General features: G+C 42.6%; 15 protein-coding genes. 12 read left to right on the top strand and 3 right to left on the bottom strand.

Annotation, left to right across the window (positions count from 1 at the left end):
- Positions 1–3: 3 nt before the first annotated feature.
- Positions 4–2,439 (bottom strand): glycerol-3-phosphate 1-O-acyltransferase PlsB, encoded by a 2,436-nt coding sequence (plsB, locus tag GQR89_RS20915; protein WP_158772016.1) that lies wholly within the window; start codon positions 2,437–2,439, stop codon positions 4–6.
- A gap of 192 nt (positions 2,440–2,631) precedes the next feature.
- Here plsB and lexA point away from each other — a divergent pair, with 192 nt between their 5' ends.
- The 6 genes from lexA (at position 2,632) to GQR89_RS20885 (ending at position 8,139) form a co-directional block, all read left to right on the top strand.
- A complete protein-coding gene (gene lexA, locus GQR89_RS20910) occupies positions 2,632–3,255 on the top strand; it encodes a transcriptional repressor LexA (protein ID WP_158772015.1) in 624 nt (207 codons plus the stop codon).
- Positions 3,256–3,661: 406 nt separating this feature from the next.
- Entirely contained in the window at positions 3,662–4,792 is a 1,131-nt protein-coding gene (coxB, locus tag GQR89_RS20905) for a cytochrome c oxidase subunit II (protein ID WP_158772350.1), read from the top strand.
- Positions 4,793–4,802: 10 nt separating this feature from the next.
- Positions 4,803–6,401, top strand: a complete 1,599-nt coding sequence (gene ctaD / locus GQR89_RS20900; protein ID WP_158772014.1) for a cytochrome c oxidase subunit I — start codon at positions 4,803–4,805, stop codon at positions 6,399–6,401.
- A gap of 18 nt (positions 6,402–6,419) precedes the next feature.
- Complete coding sequence (locus GQR89_RS20895) at positions 6,420–6,647, top strand: hypothetical protein (RefSeq protein WP_158772013.1); 228 nt, start codon at positions 6,420–6,422, stop codon at positions 6,645–6,647.
- The gene (locus tag GQR89_RS20890; RefSeq protein WP_158772012.1) at positions 6,644–7,258 is read left to right on the top strand and encodes a cytochrome c oxidase assembly protein; all 615 of its coding nucleotides are present in this window, start codon (positions 6,644–6,646) and stop codon (positions 7,256–7,258) included. The genes GQR89_RS20895 and GQR89_RS20890 overlap by 4 nt, the downstream gene beginning before the upstream one ends.
- Positions 7,258–8,139, top strand: coding sequence for a cytochrome c oxidase subunit 3 (locus GQR89_RS20885; RefSeq protein ID WP_158772011.1), 882 nt, complete (start codon positions 7,258–7,260; stop codon positions 8,137–8,139). Before GQR89_RS20890 ends, GQR89_RS20885 begins: the two co-directional genes overlap by 1 nt.
- Before the next feature lie 64 nt (positions 8,140–8,203).
- Here GQR89_RS20885 and GQR89_RS20880 read toward each other — a convergent pair whose 3' ends face one another.
- The gene (locus tag GQR89_RS20880; RefSeq protein WP_158772010.1) at positions 8,204–8,413 is read right to left on the bottom strand and encodes a DUF2909 domain-containing protein; all 210 of its coding nucleotides are present in this window, start codon (positions 8,411–8,413) and stop codon (positions 8,204–8,206) included.
- 42 nt (positions 8,414–8,455) lie between these two features.
- On the opposite strand from GQR89_RS20880, the gene GQR89_RS20875 reads away from it, so the two are divergent.
- From GQR89_RS20875 to GQR89_RS20850, 6 genes are read left to right on the top strand one after another with little or no spacing between them, the layout of a single operon-like run.
- Entirely contained in the window at positions 8,456–9,187 is a 732-nt protein-coding gene (locus GQR89_RS20875; protein ID WP_233269034.1) for an SURF1 family protein, read from the top strand.
- On the top strand, positions 9,171–9,731 hold the full coding sequence (locus GQR89_RS20870; RefSeq protein ID WP_158772009.1) for a hypothetical protein: 561 nt from the start codon (positions 9,171–9,173) through the stop codon (positions 9,729–9,731). The genes GQR89_RS20875 and GQR89_RS20870 overlap by 17 nt, the downstream gene beginning before the upstream one ends.
- A 10-nt stretch (positions 9,732–9,741) precedes the next feature.
- Complete coding sequence (locus tag GQR89_RS20865; protein ID WP_158772008.1) at positions 9,742–10,719, top strand: heme A synthase; 978 nt, start codon at positions 9,742–9,744, stop codon at positions 10,717–10,719.
- A gap of 9 nt (positions 10,720–10,728) precedes the next feature.
- On the top strand, positions 10,729–11,646 hold the full coding sequence (gene cyoE, locus GQR89_RS20860; protein WP_158772007.1) for a heme o synthase: 918 nt from the start codon (positions 10,729–10,731) through the stop codon (positions 11,644–11,646).
- On the top strand, positions 11,643–12,284 hold the full coding sequence (locus GQR89_RS20855) for an SCO family protein (RefSeq protein ID WP_158772006.1): 642 nt from the start codon (positions 11,643–11,645) through the stop codon (positions 12,282–12,284). Before cyoE ends, GQR89_RS20855 begins: the two co-directional genes overlap by 4 nt.
- Positions 12,284–12,901, top strand: a complete 618-nt coding sequence (locus GQR89_RS20850) for an N-acetyltransferase (RefSeq protein ID WP_158772005.1) — start codon at positions 12,284–12,286, stop codon at positions 12,899–12,901. The genes GQR89_RS20855 and GQR89_RS20850 overlap by 1 nt, the downstream gene beginning before the upstream one ends.
- A 73-nt stretch (positions 12,902–12,974) precedes the next feature.
- Here the strand turns inward: GQR89_RS20850 and GQR89_RS20845 are convergent, their stop codons facing one another.
- Complete coding sequence (locus tag GQR89_RS20845; protein WP_158772004.1) at positions 12,975–14,024, bottom strand: polysaccharide deacetylase family protein; 1,050 nt, start codon at positions 14,022–14,024, stop codon at positions 12,975–12,977.
- Positions 14,025–14,109 lie beyond the last annotated feature (85 nt).

Below are 14,109 nucleotides of genomic sequence, written 5' to 3'. Positions count from 1 at the left end.
TCGCTAAATTTGCTGCAAACGCTGAGTGATTTCAGGAGAAATCAAGTTCTCTACCGTGGCCAATAACGCTTCACTCGTTTCAGAGTGCTCTAACTGACCTTCGCTGGACGCATTAATTAAGGCATTGTCTTTAAGCGCGTGAATAAAAGTTGATAGTACGTTCTTATCAAAAAACTCTGGTGAATTGATACCATGCAGCGCGGCTAAGCGTTCTGCAAATTCGCGACTTTTTTTCTCTAAACGACCGCGACTAATGGTTTGCTCTTTTTTCAGGATCGTCAGAACAACTGCGTAGCGTTGCAATGTTTCTTGAATACTGCGATTGAGTAACCAAAACGAATAAAACGCTTTGCTGGTAGCCGCTGGTGGCAAGATTTCATTTTCTTGGGATTTCAACAGGCCCGTTTCAAGCATGGCACTTATTATGTGGTCAGTGTATTCCATCGCTTGCTGATGATTCATATAGATAAATAATTCACGTTGCAGAAGTGGATAAAGCTGCCCAACCAGCGCAATCACTTTATCTTTAGCTAAGCCTTTATGAGCGAATACGATGGCACTGATTAAACCCGGAATTGCGAACAGATGAAGAATATTGTTGCGATAATAGGTTAACGCTACTGCATTCTTGCGTTTAAGCGAAATAATGGTGCCAAAAGTGTCTTCGGATACTTCGAGTTTATTGAGTTTTAATGTGCTTTCGAGTAGCGCTTTGCCATTACTTTCTGGCGCGCTAGATAATTCACTATAAGGGGCAAGTTTGAGTAATGCTAGATAATCATCAATCGCGCGTTCTAACTCATCTTGTGCCATGGCGTGTTTCTTTGCTGACAATAAACACATGGCGCACAATGACATACCACTGACTGCAGCCGCTTGATTTATACGGCCCATCACATCATTCGCTAGCGTATTTACGACTGGGGTTAACCAGCGTGGCTTTTTGTCTGTTTCTACGTTTTGCGCGTCACGCCAATCAGGCTGTTGGGTGTCTAAAAAGTTTGTGAGATTAATGGGTTCACCAAAGTTTAGGAAACCATTACCATAATTTTTGAGCTTACGAACCGCAGAAAAAACCTGGAAAAATGATTCCTTCTTCTTATCTGTGCCTTTTAGTTCTTTTAAATAGCTTGAGACTTCCATGACGTGCTCATAACCTATATAAACAGGTACTATGCTCACCGGCCTGTTAATTCCTTTAACAAGGGCTTGGAGTGTCATGGCAAGCATGCCCGTTTTGGGGGGCAGTAAACGTCCTGTGCGACTTCGGCCTCCTTCAGGGTAGTATTTTACCGAGTAACCTTTGTTGAATAACAACTCTAAATATTCTCTGAATACAGCGGTGTAAAGTTTGTTTCCTGCAAAACTACGGCGTAGAAAAAAGGCACCACATTTACGTAAAATGCCGCCTATGGGCCAAAAATTAAGGTTGATCCCCGCTGCAATATGAGGGGTAACTAGCCCTTCGTGGTATATAACGTAGGTCAACAGTAAGTAATCCATATGGCTGCGATGACAAGGCACATAGATAATTTCGTGACCACTTTGAGCAAGCGCCCGAACCTTGTCGGCATGTTTTACTTCTATACCGTTATAAACTTTATTCCAGATTTTAGTTAGCAAGCGGTCGCCGATCCTAACGATGCCTTCACGATAATCAGCAGCAATTTCGTCAACGTATTTTTTGGCTTTAGCTTGAATTTGGTGTTTGGATTGTTTTTTACCGCGAGCTTCGTCATTCACCGCTTGACGCACAGAGTCGGCACCTAAAACTGCGTTATAAAGTGCTTGGCGCTCTAATAAGGTTGGACCAATCAGGTTTTGACGGCGGCGATGAAAATGTGTTCCGGCTAATCGAATCAGCTTATGGGCTATTTCTTCGTCACTGCCTTTTAAATCCGCCATGGTGCGTGAAGATACAGCTTTGCTATAGCACACAAAATTATCACGGCCTAAAAATAAAACGATAAAGAATTTACGCAGCCAATTGGGAGAGACTTGGTGGGCAATAATATCTGACCAACCTGATAGTTTGCGGCCCGGCGCCCTACCCCAAAATATTGAAACGGGTACTATTTGCAAATCTAATTCGGGGTGTTCTCTGTGAATTTGAAATAGTCGAGTGACATCATCGGCGATTTTGGTAATTTTAACTTTACGGGTCAAGATCGAGCGAGGTTGTTGTAAATACAAACAGGCGGGTAATTCTTGGCCACCAATACTCACCGTATCAGTTGGTTTGGGCAAACCCAAGTAATTGGTCGACATCTTTAAAGCAAATTGGTCGGTGACCGAGTGCGTGCGTAATAAATAGATAATAGGTTTAGCTGTATCGATCCCAAGTTCAGTCTGTATATCTGTGGGGATGCTGTTGACCTTAACGAGCCATTTAAGCGGAACAGATATAATTGTTAGCAGCAGTGTATGCAGCCATGCCATAGAGTGGTACCTAAATAGTGAAAGACCTCAATAGGATACCACGTTATTCAGCTTTTCCACCCCGTAGGATCAGTTTACAGGTCAGAGGTCTTGTATAAATTCCCCCTCAAACGACTGTGAACAATAAATATTTGAGATTTAGCAACGACTGTATATACTCACAGTTAAACTGTATGAAACAACAGGCTGTGTATGCGTCCACTAACTCTTAGGCAAGAAGAAGTCTTGCAATTGATTAAAACCACTATGATCGATACCGGAATGCCGCCTACACGTGCGGAAATTGCGAGGCATCTTGGTTTTAAATCTGCTAATGCCGCTGAAGAACATTTAAAAGCTTTAGCACGAAAAGGCGCCATTCAAATATTACCGGGTACCTCCAGAGGTATTAGACTTACTGAGCCATTAGAAGATCAATTAGAAAATCAAGGTTTGCCTCTCATTGGGCGAGTAGCTGCTGGCGAACCGATTTTGGCTCAAGAGCATGTTGAAATGCACTATAAAGTCGATCCGAATTTATTCAAGCCTAGTGCTGATTTTTTACTACGTGTTAGTGGAATGAGCATGAAAGACATTGGTATTTTGGATGGTGATTTACTCGCTGTACATAAAACTACTGACGTTCACAACGGTCAAGTAGTTGTGGCACGTGTTGATGAAGATGTCACGGTGAAGCGCATTGAACGCAAAGGTCGCCAAGTAATCTTACATGCTGAGAACGAAGAATTTCAGCCCATTAAAGTCGACTTAGCAACCCAACCTTTCAATATTGAAGGTATCGCTGTGGGCGTGATACGTAATTCAGATTGGATGTAAGCAGGTAAACAGTTTGTACTGATTTACTCTGATAAATATGTATTACGTTTGGGGTTTCGCAATGAAGCCCCAATGCATTTTTGAATGAACATTTCCCCCCCTATTTATACTCTATAACAAGCCTCATCTAGATTATTATTGCAATTTTTTTTGTTACTGAGATGTAAACGTAACATACTGATTGATTGATTAAATTTTACCCAATTGAATATAAAATAAACAAAATAGCTGGACTCTTCCCCCTGTTTTGGGTAATGCTTGTTGCATCCTTAACAAGTTGGTAACATTTATTAACTTGTATTGAATCTTATAATAATAAATGAAGACGTAAATTTTGCTGGCTATCGCCACTATTTCAAACGTTTGACAAGCAGGGGGTCGAGTGAAGAAAATTTCGTTGAGTGTGATGGCAATGCTAAGCGCGTTTCAAAGCGGTACTGTTTTCGCAGAGTCCGTATCTGACTTAGATCAATATCAACTAAATATGCGCAAAGGTGTCACGGACATCAGTGCGGATGTATATGACTTGCATATGTTGATGTTTATTATTTGTGTGGTTATCGCCGTTGGTGTTTTTGGAGCGATGTTTTATTCCATTTTATTTCACCGTAAATCCAGAGGTGCAAAACCAGCCAACTTTCACGAAAGTGTAAAAGTCGAAATCGCTTGGACCGTTATCCCTTTTGTTATTTTAATTGTTATGGCGGTTCCTGCAGCGAAAACGCTAATCGCTATGGAGGATGCCAGTGAGCCTGATATCACCGTGCTAGTGACAGGCTCACAATGGAAGTGGCATTACAAATACATGGATAACGACGTTGAGTTTTATTCTCGTTTAGCAACTCAAGCCGGCGAGATATCTGGCAAATTGGACAAAGGCGTTAATTATCTTCTAGAGGTCGATCAGCCCCTCGTGATACCGACAGATAAGCGCGTACGCTTTTTGATTACTTCAGACGACGTCATACATTCTTGGTGGGTGCCTGACTTCGCTATTAAACAAGACGCTAACCCCGGTTTTATTAATGACGCGTGGACGAAAGTAAACGAGCCTGGTATCTATCGCGGTCAATGTGCTGAATTGTGCGGTAAAGACCATGGTTTTATGCCTGTGGTGGTCATTGCTAAAGAGCCCGCAGAATATGATAAATGGATAGGTGAAAGACAAGCCATTCAAGAGAAAGCCAAGGCGGAAGAACAACGATTACTTGCAATGAATATGAGTAAAGACGAATTGATGAGTAATGGTCAGAAAATTTACACTGCTAATTGTGCTGCGTGCCATATGCCAAATGGCGAAGGGTTACCTGGCGTATTCCCAGCGTTAAAAGGCAGTAATATCGCGTTGAATGATATGGCAGCTCATATCGACATCGTATTAAACGGTAAATCTGGCACAGCCATGGCAGCCTTTGCTAAGCAGCTAAGTATGTCTGAACTGGCAGCGGTGATTACATTTGAGCGTAACGCTTGGGGTAATGACACAGATGAGTTGGTACAGGCTAAAGATATTAATGCTGCTCTGAACGGGCAATAGGGGGACGATCATGAGCACAGTTACTGAAACGCTTCATCAAGACGACGACCATCACGAACATCATGCGCCACCTTCAGGGATAAAGCGCTGGTTATATACTACCAATCATAAAGATATTGGTACGTTATATTTGTGGTTCGCGTTCATCATGTTTTTAATCGGTGGAGCCATGGCGATGGTTATTCGCGCCGAGTTATTTCAACCGGGTTTGCAAATAGTCGAGCCACACTTTTTTAATCAAATGACCACTGTACATGGCTTGATTATGGTTTTTGGTGCGGTTATGCCGGCTTTTACAGGTCTAGCTAACTGGCTTGTGCCCATGATGATTGGTGCGCCTGATATGGCTTTACCACGCATGAATAACTGGAGTTTCTGGATCCTGCCTTTTGCCTTTTTAATTCTCTTGTCTTCGTTGTTTATGGATGGCGGCGGTCCTGCATTCGGTTGGACTTTCTACGCGCCTTTATCCACGACGTATAGTGGTGACAGTACTGCTCTATTTGTATTTTCGGTTCATATCATGGGTATCTCGTCGATTATGGGTGCGATTAACGTCATCGTTACCATATTCAATATGCGAGCACCCGGAATGACGTGGATGAAAATGCCACTTTTTGTATGGACGTGGCTGATCACTGCCTTTTTACTAATCGCAGTGATGCCGGTTTTAGCTGGCGCGGTAACCATGGTGCTGACAGATAAGTTTTTTGGGACCAGTTTTTTCGATGCGGCAGGTGGTGGCGATCCAGTAATGTTTCAGCATATTTTCTGGTTCTTCGGTCATCCCGAGGTGTACATCATGATCTTGCCGGCATTTGGTATTATTTCGCAGATAGTTCCGACATTTTCTCGAAAGCGGCTGTTTGGTTATTCCTCAATGGTTTATGCGACCGCATCAATTGCCTTATTGTCATTTATCGTTTGGGCACATCATATGTTTACGACGGGTATGCCTGTATTTGCCGAAATGTTCTTTATGTTGGCGACTATGTTGATATCCGTCCCAACGGGCGTAAAAATATTTAACTGGGTGGCAACTATGTGGCGTGGCTCGTTGAGCTTTGAAGTGCCTATGTTATTTGCGTTAGCGTTTATAGTGCTGTTCACCATTGGCGGTTTGTCGGGTCTGATGTTGGCGATTACCCCAGTGGATTTCCAATATCATGATACCTATTTTGTGGTTGCGCATTTTCATTATGTGCTAGTGACCGGCGCTATATTTTCGATTATGGCCGCTGTTTACTACTGGTTACCGAAATGGACTGGAAAGATGTTTGATATCCCGTTGGCTAAATGGCACTTTTGGTGCTCATTAGTTTCGGTTAATGTGTTGTTCTTCCCTATGCACTTCGTCGGTTTAGCCGGTATGCCAAGACGGATCCCTGATTACGCGTTGCAATTTGCAGATTTCAATAAATGGATAAGCTTAGGCGGATTTGCATTCGGTTTATCGCAATTAATTTTCTTGGTTATCATTATTAAAGCTTGCCGTAAGCAAGGTGAACCTGTGAGCGACCAAGTTTGGGAAGGAGCGGAAGGCCTAGAATGGGAAATACCTTCACCAGCTCCTTATCATACGTTCGAAACGCCGCCAGTTATTAAGTAAGTGGTAAAGGAGAATTTTATGTTGCTAAGTGAAGTGAGGTTTTCAAAAAAAAGACTGCTTAAACGGTTTGTAGCATTGGCCTTTGGTTTTATAGCGTTTGGTTTTTGTAATAGTCTGCAAAACGATGCGTATATGCCGCTAAATGACACAGAGTATTTTGCACTAGAAGGTAAAATGCATAATTCTGAGATCGCACAGCAGGGGTTAGTTCAGTCTTACTCAGGTATGTTCTGGCAATCCTTATGACAGACAAAAGGCAACAACCTCAAGCGCCTGACGCCGCCAGCAATAGTCACCCGCCTAGCAATGCTAAGATGGTGGGTAAGTTGTTGGTAGTCGTTCTGGGAATGTTTGGTTTTGGTTTTGCGTTAGTTCCACTTTACGATGTGTTTTGTGATTTGACTGGATTAAACGGTAAAACCGCAAACTCAGCGGCTATCTATGAAGTGATGGAGATTGACGAGTCACGCACCATAACGGTGGACTTTATCACACGTACCAACTCAGGTATGGCATGGCAATTTGAAGCGCAAACACGGCAAGTGAAAGTGCATCCTGGTCAAATGAACGAGGTGAATTTCACAGTTAAAAATCCTACACAGCACTTAGTCGTTGGCCAAGCGGTACCATCAGTTTCGCCGGGCATGGCTGCGTTATTTCTCAATAAAACAGAGTGTTTTTGTTTTGAGCAGCAAGTTTTGCAAGCAGGTGAGTCAGCGGTCATGCCTATGCGGTTTTATGTAGACCCTCAATTACCACAAGACATTACCTATTTTACGTTGCAGTACACTCTATACGACGTCACGTCGACGGCAGGTGATCTTGCAATGAATAGCGGTGAACAGGAGAACGAATAATGGCTCAGCCAAATTATGAAAAATACTATGTACCAGCTAGTAGCCCGTGGCCAATTGTGGGGGCTGTGGCACTATTTTTGATTGCCGTTGGAGCCGGAAATTTTGTTATTGAACATTCAAAAGGAACAACTGGTTACGGTGGATATATATTATTAGCTGGCTTTGCTACGTTAATTTTTATGTTGTTTGGCTGGTTCAGAAATCAAATTCATGAATCCATGACTGGTCTATACAGTGCACAATTGGGCCGTTCGTATCGTCAAGGTATGGCCTGGTTTATTTTTTCAGAAGTGATGTTCTTCGGTGCTTTTTTTGGTGCTCTATTTTATGCCCGCATGATCGCCATTCCATGGCTAGGTGGCTCGTCTAATAACGATGCAACTAATGAAGTGCTTTGGCCAGCTTTTCAGGCTATGTGGCCTTTAGTAGAAACACCTGGTGGAACTAAAACTGAGGCCATGGGGTGGTACGGATTACCCCTTATCAATACTGTGATTCTGCTAATCTCGTCAGTGACATGCCATTTTGCACACGTGGCTTTGGAAGAAAATAAACGTGGTCGGCTAAAACTGATGTTGGGTCTCACCGTGTTGTTAGGCGCTATATTCATGTCTTTACAAGTTGAAGAGTATATTCACGCTTACCAAGAAATGGGACTAACGTTGCAGTCCGGCGTATATGGGAATACCTTCTTTTTGCTTACTGGCTTTCATGGATTACATGTAACCTTAGGTGCGATTATTTTATTCATCATGTTATTGCGAATATTTAAGGGGCATTTTACACCTGAACACCATTTCGCCTTTCAAGCGGCTAGTTGGTACTGGCATTTTGTCGATGTAGTTTGGGTGATGTTGTTCTTTTTTGTCTATATTTTATAGCCGAGCTAGGTATCCCATTGGCCTAATATTTATGCCAATGGGAAAAAATAGATATTGAAGGGGTTTAGAAAGGACGATGGTTTGGTTCGATAAGCCCCGTAGCAATGGCGATAAGAAGCAGGACTACAATCGCTACCGATGTTAAGACGCGTCGTCCAATATATTTACTCATATTGGGTTGTTTAGGTTCGTCTTTAAGCATTATCACCATGGCTTTGAACAAATTAAAGATCATAACAATAAGTAGTATTCCGATGATTATCTTTATTAACACTTTTATTCTCCCTCTCGCTGATGTTTCTATTGTTGATTAAGCATGCTTAGCGTCCTTAAGCGATTGCCTATAGTTTCTACCCTAGTGACTTTATGTGCTGTTGTCATCATGTTTGCTCTTGCTAACTGGCAACTTCAAAGAGGGCTGAACAAAGCACAGCGAATTGAAAGCATGGCGACTGCATCAGCACGTGAACCGTTCTCTTTCGAACAGATCAAAATGTATAAAGGAGATATTCAAGATTTACCGATCACGATCAACGCGACGCTTAATCCAGAGCAGGTATTGCTGCTTGATAATCGTATACATCAAGGGCGTCCGGGTTTCGAGGTTTTAGCCGTGGCTAAAAGTGACGGGCATAATGTATTGGTTAACTTTGGATGGATAACAGGAAAGCAAATCCGCTCGGATTTACCTACTGTGACGTTACCTAATTTATTGGCTGGCGAGCGAGGGCGAGTTGTTCTGCCGAGTAATAACCCACTTATTACAGAAACAGCAACATTGACAACAACTTGGCCTAAGGTCATACAACAAATAGATATCCACTTTGTAGAACAGATGCTACAGATAGAACTCGTTCCTTTTGTCATTACGCTGACCGTCAATGACAACCCACAGTTTGTGCGTAAGTGGCAGCCAGTAATCATGCCACCAGAAAAGCACTATGCCTATGCCATTCAATGGCTCGGCTTAGGTGTGGCCGCATTTTTAGTTTATTTTTTTGCACTTCGCAATCGACTTAAGAAGGTATCCAATGATGAACACCAGTAATAAACGCATGATAATTACCCTCGCCGTTGTTTTTATTTTGCCGGTGGCATTGGCCAAGCTTGCCTTAGATAACAATTGGTTTAATAAAGCATCAACAAATAAGGGACAATTGCTTACCCCTACGCTAGATATGACCGCCTTACAGGACAAAACCACCGAGCCTAAATGGCAGTTGTTATACGTACTGCCTACTAAATGCAGCGTTGAGTGTAAAAATGCCTTATACAGTGTTGAACAGATATGGGCTGCATTGGGCAAAGAGCACGATAGGGTACGTGCAACGGTTATCAGTACTCCTGATAGTGATGTCTTGGCTATGCAGAGAATAGAGCAGCAGAATTCGGTTAAGTTGTTAAAAACTAACGCGGAAAATGTTAATAATGTGTTTAAAGGTGAGCCGACAAATGCTATTTTCATTGCTGATACTTTGAATAACGTCATCTTGCGTTATCCACTTCAGGTTGAGCAGCAGCAAGCTATTTTGCATAGTCGCGACATATTATCCGATTTACGAAAGCTGCTGAAATTATCGCGTATAGGCTAGAGGGAAATACATGAGGAAGTTGGTATTGGCGGGGCTTATCCTTGCCGTAACTGTGATAGTGCTAGGTGCATATACACGGTTAACCGATGCAGGGCTAGGATGTCCAGATTGGCCGGGGTGTTACGGCCATTACAAGGTTCCGGCTGCACAAGAGCAGATCAACGCTGCAGAGCTAGCATTCCCTGAACGGCCATTAGAGCCTCAAAAAGCTTGGAACGAAATGATCCATCGCTATTTTGCCAGTGCGCTCGGTTTATTGATTGTTGTTATCTTTATCATCAGTATTGCTAAAAGGGCCTATCACCGACCAATTAAATTACCGTTTTTTCTTCTGTGCTTAGTGATTTTTCAGGGTATGTTGGGCATGTGGACTGTTACACTAAATTTATTACCTATAGTGGTGCTTGGCCATTTGCTCGGTGGTTTTGCTGTTCTGTCATCGCTATTTTTATTGTATTTACGCTTAGTGCCGTATCGAATTCCGGGGGGCGACCATCAGGTCCGTAGGCTCGGAAAGTATGCTTTGTTGGGTATCGGTATTTTACTTGGACAGATCGCGTTAGGGGGTTGGACGTCTGCTAACTATGCAGCTCTTGCGTGTACCGAGCTACCTATTTGTGAGAGTAACTGGTACCAGAAATTGGATTTTATTGGCGCATTTAGCCTACCTGAAGCGGTTAACTATGAATATGGCGTCCATAATTATGCCCAACGTATGACGATGCACATAGTGCATCGAGCGGGTGCATTACTCACCTTTATCTATCTGTGCTGGCTGGCAACACGCATATATGCAGTGGCCAGTTCTAGTTTCTTGAAAAAAATTGCAGTGGCGTTGGTTGTCGTGCTGGGTATTCAAGTTATTTTAGGTGTCAGTAATGTCGTGTTTAGTTTGCCAGTTGCTGTCGCAGTATTGCACAACGCAGTTGCTGCGTTGTTGTTGCAAATACTCGTTTTGCTTAGCTACAGCCTTTATCGAAAAACATAGGAGAGACCAATGAGTAAATCAGTTGGTATTACACCTCATAACATCACTGCTAAATTTACCGCAAATTGGCGTGATTATTATGAAATGACCAAGCCCAAAGTGGTGATGTTATTATTATTAACGGCCTTGGTGGGTATGTGCTTGGCAAGCGAAAACTGGATAAGCTGGAAGATCCTTATCGCAGGCCTAACAGGTATTGGACTTCTTTCCTCTGCCGCTGCGGTTATCAACCATGTCGTCGATAGGGAAATCGATGCTAAAATGGCTCGAACCTCTAATCGGCCTTTACCTAAAGGAAAGGTTTCTCCTAAAAGGGCGATTATATTTGCAGGGCTACTAACCGTTGTTGGCTACATTATTTTAGAATTGTGGGTTAATCGTTTAACGGCACTGCTCACTTTAGCGAGTTTAGTTGGCTACGCTTTCGTTTATACTATGTACTTAAAGAGAGCTACTCCACAAAATATTGTAATTGGTGGGTTAGCAGGCGCCGCACCACCCTTACTAGGTTGGACAGCGGTAACAAATGATATTCATGCACACGCTCTGCTATTAGTGCTAATTGTTTTTATTTGGACCCCGCCTCATTTCTGGGCGTTGGCTATCCATCGTGAGAAAGATTACGCACGGGCGAAGATCCCCATGTTACCTGTAACCCATGGCATTGAATTCACTAAAACTTCAATCTTGTTATACACAATATTACTGACGCTTATTTGTTTATTACCTTATCTCATAGGTATGACAGGAGTTATCTATTTGCTTGGCTCTAGCGCATTAAATGCCGGCTTCTTGTACTATGCGTGGAAATTGAAATTCGCCAGTGACGACAACACCGCCATGCAAACGTTTAAGTTTTCAATTATTCATTTGATGGTATTGTTTGTGGTCTTATTGGTTGATCATTACATGAGATTTACTTTTTGAAAAAATTAAGTTTAGGGTTAGTCGCCGTGGTGGCATTGGTGGTCGGGATCGTAATTGCGATAAATATTGCGCCGCCACAGAGTGAAAAAACTGAATATATTAAGCTGTATCCTCAGGCTAGGGCGTTACCTGAATTTTCGTTAGTTGATAGCAAGGGCCAAGTATTGACCAACAAAAATTTTCGGCAGCAATGGACGTTGATTTTTGTGGGATACACTTTTTGTCCCGATATATGCCCAACTACCTTAGCTGATTTAAGCAGTATCTATCCACAGCTGCAAAGTATCGATGGCCAGTACCCAATTAAAGTCGCGTTTATTTCTGTCGATCCGGCACGTGATACCACTGAAAGGCTAGCCGAATATATAGAGTTTTTTGAACCTGATTTCATAGCTGCCACTGGAGAACACGCCGATATCTTTCCATTTGTTCGAGCTCTGGGCATGATGTATTCCATTTCACAAAGCACTGATGACCCAAACTATTTGGTCGATCATAGCGCGTCGATTGTGTTGATAAATCCGCAAGGAAATGTGATCGGCCGATTTAAGCCTGAATTTTCGCCAGGGAAAGTCGCGGTCAGTGACAGCGAGCGCATTCTGCATGATATGGCTATATTGGCTACAGAACCGCAATAATGTTTGTTGTGCGTAAAGCAAACGCGGTTGATGGCAAAGATGCCGTGGCATTGATTATTTCATCCGCTCCCGTTGCGTTAAATAGATTATTTAGCCAGCATACAGAAGAGCGTGATTACCTCGCTAAAACTTTTTTAATAAAGGCATTTACTAAGCAAGCCGGGCAATTTGGCTATGGTAACCACAGAGTTATTGAAATTGATAATAAAGTCGCGGCCATAGGTTGTGGTTGGCAATTTGATATGGGCGAGGCTTATGTGCAAGCTACGCTTGAAAGTATGACCAGCTATTACCAAGGTACAGATGTACTCGAGGTTTTACATCGATGTCAGGTCTTACAACAAGTATTTGCGCGTCCTGGGGTTGATGAAATGTGTGTGGGGCACATAGGTGTGGCAGACGAATTTCAACGTCAAGGGTTGTGTCGTCAATTACTAGCGCATTTCGAATCTTTGGCAAAAGCGGACAATAAGCAAGCGCTGACTCTGGATGTAAAACAAGACAACCTTGCTGCTATTCACTGTTATCAGCGTTTCGGTTTCAACGTCGTTCGCACCACCAAGGACGCAAGCCCAATGTCACTCGGCATTTATGTGCATATGCGCAAAACGCTATAGTTTGCTAGTAAAGGTCATGCTACCCCGCAGTTCAAACTGATCACCCCATCAAATTTTAATATTTAACTAAAACTCAGTCCAACCACTTGCCATCTGTTGTTGGTACAAACCATGGTTTAGAGTACCAATAATAACGTGATGGCTGTCGTTTACTTGGCGCTGTACAGTTAACTCTTGAACGTCCCAATGGTAATTGTTGGGTAAACGCTATAGAAATACGCTCGCCTTCACGTGTTATGGCTTGAGAATTACCTTGAAAATAACAGGCCAATTGACTGTTATTAATGTCGTCACTTTGTACGCTAAATTGAAATACAAATGGGTCTGGATCGACTAAAGGTGTTGTTGGTGAAACATTCGTTACTGGCATGGCTAAGCTCGCCATTTTGACCTTTAGTCGGTCTAAGTTGGCGTAAATACCGGCAGCGGGAAAGCGTGACAAAGCTGAAAAGTCACTATAACTGGCGATAGCACCCGAAGACTGCGCAAAACCCACGTAGCCAAGTTCTGTTAAACGTGCTTGTAAAGCAGGTGAGAATTCGCCATAAGGGTAGGCAAAAAATTTATCCTTAACATCTAAGTTTTCTTCAAGTAACGCTTCGGCCTGTTGTATATCGGCTATGCGACGGGCTAACCAAGCAGTATCACTTTCATCAGGTAAGCGGTTTAACATGTGCTCATGACGTAGATTATGGTTAGCAAAGCTTGCTCCTTGCTTAGCCATATTGCGCATATCATCCCAACTTAAATGATAGTCAACTTTGTTGACTAAATCTGGGTTGATAAATACGGTATAGGGTAGATTCAGTTTGGCCATTATAGGGTGGCCATTTTGATAAATATTCTTAAAGCCATCATCAAACGTGATCGCGATCGCATTGTCTGGCAGTGTTCGTTTTTTCTGAAGTGCTACGATGATGTCTTTTAATGGTAAAACATTGTAATGCTCGGCCAAATAATTCATATGTTGCGTAAACGTTTGCGGCGTTACACTCGTTGAAGCAGGTGTTGTATTGCTGACGTGGTGATAAAGTAAAATAACTGCATTGTCCGCAGCTTGCACCTTACTGCTTGAGATGAAAATACAGGTGCAAACTAATATACAAAAAATGATACGATCCATAGAGTTACCTTTAAATATGTTGAAATTTAACTGGCACCGCGTAACGCTGATAAACGTTGCATCGTACCTAATAGCATAAGTGTAA

The sequence above is a fragment of the Paraglaciecola sp. L1A13 genome, assembly GCF_009796745.1.
GTDB lineage: Bacteria > Pseudomonadota > Gammaproteobacteria > Enterobacterales > Alteromonadaceae > Paraglaciecola.
This window is presented reverse-complemented; position numbering and strand designations above follow the sequence as displayed.

Coding starts and splice junctions, on each gene's coding strand:
- GQR89_RS20865 (WP_158772008.1), top strand. CDS start 9,742: ATGAGGAAGTTGGTATTGGCGGGGCTTATCCTTGCCGTAACTGTGATA.
- GQR89_RS20845 (WP_158772004.1), bottom strand. CDS start 14,024: ATGGATCGTATCATTTTTTGTATATTAGTTTGCACCTGTATTTTCATC.
- GQR89_RS20850 (WP_158772005.1), top strand. CDS start 12,284: ATGTTTGTTGTGCGTAAAGCAAACGCGGTTGATGGCAAAGATGCCGTG.
- GQR89_RS20870 (WP_158772009.1), top strand. CDS start 9,171: ATGATGAACACCAGTAATAAACGCATGATAATTACCCTCGCCGTTGTT.
- cyoE (WP_158772007.1), top strand. CDS start 10,729: ATGAGTAAATCAGTTGGTATTACACCTCATAACATCACTGCTAAATTT.
- coxB (WP_158772350.1), top strand. CDS start 3,662: ATGGCAATGCTAAGCGCGTTTCAAAGCGGTACTGTTTTCGCAGAGTCC.
- GQR89_RS20895 (WP_158772013.1), top strand. CDS start 6,420: ATGTTGCTAAGTGAAGTGAGGTTTTCAAAAAAAAGACTGCTTAAACGG.
- plsB (WP_158772016.1), bottom strand. CDS start 2,439: ATGGCATGGCTGCATACACTGCTGCTAACAATTATATCTGTTCCGCTT.
- GQR89_RS20890 (WP_158772012.1), top strand. CDS start 6,644: ATGACAGACAAAAGGCAACAACCTCAAGCGCCTGACGCCGCCAGCAAT.
- GQR89_RS20885 (WP_158772011.1), top strand. CDS start 7,258: ATGGCTCAGCCAAATTATGAAAAATACTATGTACCAGCTAGTAGCCCG.
- lexA (WP_158772015.1), top strand. CDS start 2,632: ATGCGTCCACTAACTCTTAGGCAAGAAGAAGTCTTGCAATTGATTAAA.
- ctaD (WP_158772014.1), top strand. CDS start 4,803: ATGAGCACAGTTACTGAAACGCTTCATCAAGACGACGACCATCACGAA.
- GQR89_RS20875 (WP_233269034.1), top strand. CDS start 8,456: ATGCTTAGCGTCCTTAAGCGATTGCCTATAGTTTCTACCCTAGTGACT.